Consider the following 3,032-nt stretch of genomic DNA (forward strand, 5'->3'; position numbering starts at 1 on the left):
GTCCGCCGCGACCGCCGCGAAGACCGCCGCGCCCTGTGCGCCCGCGAGCCGGGTCAGCCGTTCGGAGTCCACCGGTCGAGGAGGCTACCCGGCGCCGACGTGATCTCGATCGGAGGAGGCCGGGCACCCGGGACGGTCGCGTAGCGTGAGGCACGAAGGGTGACCAAGGGGGCGAAGTGGCCGACGTGGGGACCGTTCGGGTGCGGCTGCCCCGGGAGATCTGGATCCTGGTCGTGGCGGCCTTCGTGGTCGCGATCGGCTTCGGGATCGTGGCCCCCGCACTGCCCGCCTTCGCCCGCTCGTTCGACGTCGGCTACACCGCCGCCGCGGCGGTGATCAGCCTGTTCGCGGGGTTCCGGCTGGCCTTCGCGCCGATCGGCGGCAGGCTCGTCGGGCGGTTCGGCGAGCTGCGGATCTACGCGGTGGGGCTGGTGGTCGCCGCGACCTCGGTGGGGGCCACGGCCTTCGCCCAGAGCTACTGGCAGCTGTTGCTGTTCCGCGGGCTCGGCGGTATCGGGTCCACCATGTTCACGGTCTCGGCGATCTCGCTGCTGATCCGGCTGGCGCCGCCCGAGGCGCGCGGCCGGGCGTCGGGGATGTGGGCCACCGGGTTCCTGCTCGGCAACATCGCGGGCCCCCTGGCGGGCGGCGGGCTGATCGCCGTGAGCCTGCGCGCCCCGTTCCTGGTCTACGCGGCCGCGTTGGTCGTCGCGGGGGCGATCTCGGTGCCGCTGCTGCGCGGCCGCACCGGCGGCCCCGCCGCCACCGGGGCCGAGGAGCCGCCGGTGACCTTCGGCAGGGCGTTCCGCCACCCCACCTACCGCGCCGCGCTGGTCGCGAGCTTCGCCAACGGCTGGACCGTGTTCGGGGTCCGGGTCGCGCTGGTCCCGCTCTTCGCGGTGGAGGCCCTGCGGCAGAGCGAGACCTGGGCGGGGATGGCGCTGGCGGTGTTCGCGGCGGGCAACGCGGCCACGCTGCTGCTCTCCGGCCGGATCGCCGACCGCCGTGGCCGCAGGCCCCCGGTGCTCGCGGGGTTGGTCGTGTCCGCGCTGGCCACCGGGGCGCTCGGGGTGGCCGAGCTGCCCTGGCTCTTCCTCGGGCTGTCGCTGGTCGCGGGCGTGGGCAGTGGCCTGGTCAACCCCCCGATGACCGCCGCGGTCGCCGACGTGATCGGCAGCCGGGCCCGCGGCGGCACCGTGCTGGCCGGCTTCCAGATGGCGGCCGACGTCGGCGCGATCGTGGGGCCGCTGGCCGCCGGGGCCGTCGCCCAGGCGGTGGGCTTCGGCTGGGCCTTCGGCGTGACGGGGGTGATCTCGGTGCTCGCCCTCGTCTTCTGGCTGCGGGCGCCGGAGACCCTCCCGAAGGTGGAGCGCTGCGACCCCACGGCCGAGACCGTGGCCGGCGAACGGGCCGTCGGCGCCGAGTAGCTAGTCCAGCTTCGCCGGGTCGAGGGGCTCGCGCCGCACCCCGAGCCGCCGGTTGAGCAGGATGGTGATCCCGTAGAGGACCAGGCCGAGCACCAGCAGCATCCCGGCCAGCTCGTACTGGATCGCGTCCCGCCCCGAGAAGGGCAGCACCAGGTAGGCGCAGGTGAGCGCCCCCACGACCGGCAGCCAGCGCGGCGCGCGGAAGTGGTCGCCGTCGACGCGGTCCTTGCGCAGCACCAGGACGGCGACGTTGACGATCGTGAACACCGCCAGGAGCAGCAGCGAGGTGGTGCCGCCGAGCGCGGACACGACGTCGGACGAGGAGTCCAGCGACACGTAGGTGATCAGCCCGAACGAGATCAGCGTCGTGACGATGATCGACACCCACGGCGTCCGACGGAAGGGGTGCACCCGGGCCAGCGGCTTCGGCAGCACTCCCTGGTTGGCCATCCCGTAGAGCAGCCGCGAGGCCATCAGCATGTTGATCAGCGCCGAGTTGGCCACCGCGAACATCGAGATGAAGGGCAGCACCGCGTCCGCCGGGATGCCCGGGGCGCCCGCCCGGACCACCTCGACCAGCGGGGTCTCGCTCGCCGCCAGCGGGCCGACCGGCACCAGCGCGACCGCGCAGATCGCGACCAGCACGTAGATGATCCCGGTGAGCGTCAGGCCGGTGATCATGATCTTGGGGAAGATCCGGCGGGGCTCGTGGCACTCCTCGGCCATGTTGACCGAGTCCTCGAAGCCGACCATGGCGAAGAACGCCAACGACGTCGCGGAGGTGACGGCGAGGAACGTCCCCTTGTCCTCGGGGGTGTCGAACGCGACGACGCGGGACCAGTCGGCGTCCCCGCCCGCGATCGCGTAGACGCCGATCAGGATGACCAGCAGCAGCCCGGACAGCTCGACCAGGGTCAGCACCACGTTGAGCTTCACGCTGTCGCCGACGCCGCGCAGGTTCACCAGCGCGACCAGCACCATGAAGCCGAGCGCGATCAGCACGATCCCGCCGTTGCCCAGGTCCAGGCCGAAGCCCTCGACCAGGTTCGACGCGAACGCCCGCGACGCCGTCGAGGCGGACGTGATGCCCGAGGCCATCACCACGAACGTGACCATGAAGGTCAGGAAGTGGATGCCGAAGGCCTTGTGCGCGTAGAGCGCGGCCCCGGCGGCCTGCGGGTACTTGGTCACCAGCTCCAGGTAGGAGAAGGCGGTCACCATCGCCACCGCGAACGCCACCAGGAACGGCAGCCACGCGGCCCCGCCGACCTCCTCCGCGACCTGGCCGACCAGGGCGTAGATCCCGGTCCCCAAGATGTCGCCGACGATGAACAGCAGCAACAGCTTGGGCCCCATCACGCGCTTGAGCGTGGGCGCCTCGGTGGCCTCCGACATCCGGCAATCGTGACCACACCGGACGAGTCTGTCGAATCGGAGCCCGCCCGCATTATGGAGCCACAACTGTCGTTCGGGCAGTCCAGGACGACAGTTGTGGCTCCATAATGCGTCGAGGTTCGGGGTCGCTAGGGCTCCGTGACGCGGTCGAGGTAGGCGGGCCAGCTGCCGTGGGCGGTGATGTCGCGTCCGGTGGCCGCGGAGTCGCAG

Annotated in this window: 2 protein-coding genes; one reads left to right on the forward strand and one right to left on the reverse strand. The window is 72.3% G+C overall.

Going from position 1 to position 3,032, the window contains the following annotated elements; all coding sequences use genetic code 11:
• The first annotated feature begins 176 nt into the window (after positions 1 to 176).
• Complete coding sequence (locus H5J29_RS27185) at positions 177 to 1,427, forward strand: MFS transporter (RefSeq protein ID WP_181783846.1); 1,251 nt, start codon at positions 177 to 179, stop codon at positions 1,425 to 1,427.
• Here H5J29_RS27185 and H5J29_RS27190 read toward each other — a convergent pair whose 3' ends face one another.
• Entirely contained in the window at positions 1,428 to 2,822 is a 1,395-nt protein-coding gene (locus H5J29_RS27190; RefSeq protein WP_181783847.1) for an APC family permease, read from the reverse strand.
• Positions 2,823 to 3,032 lie beyond the last annotated feature (210 nt).

This window comes from Pseudonocardia pini (assembly GCF_013870575.1).
Taxonomy (GTDB): Bacteria; Actinomycetota; Actinomycetes; order Mycobacteriales; family Pseudonocardiaceae; genus Pseudonocardia; species Pseudonocardia pini.

Coding starts and splice junctions, on each gene's coding strand:
- H5J29_RS27190 (WP_181783847.1), bottom strand. CDS start 2,822: ATGTCGGAGGCCACCGAGGCGCCCACGCTCAAGCGCGTGATGGGGCCC.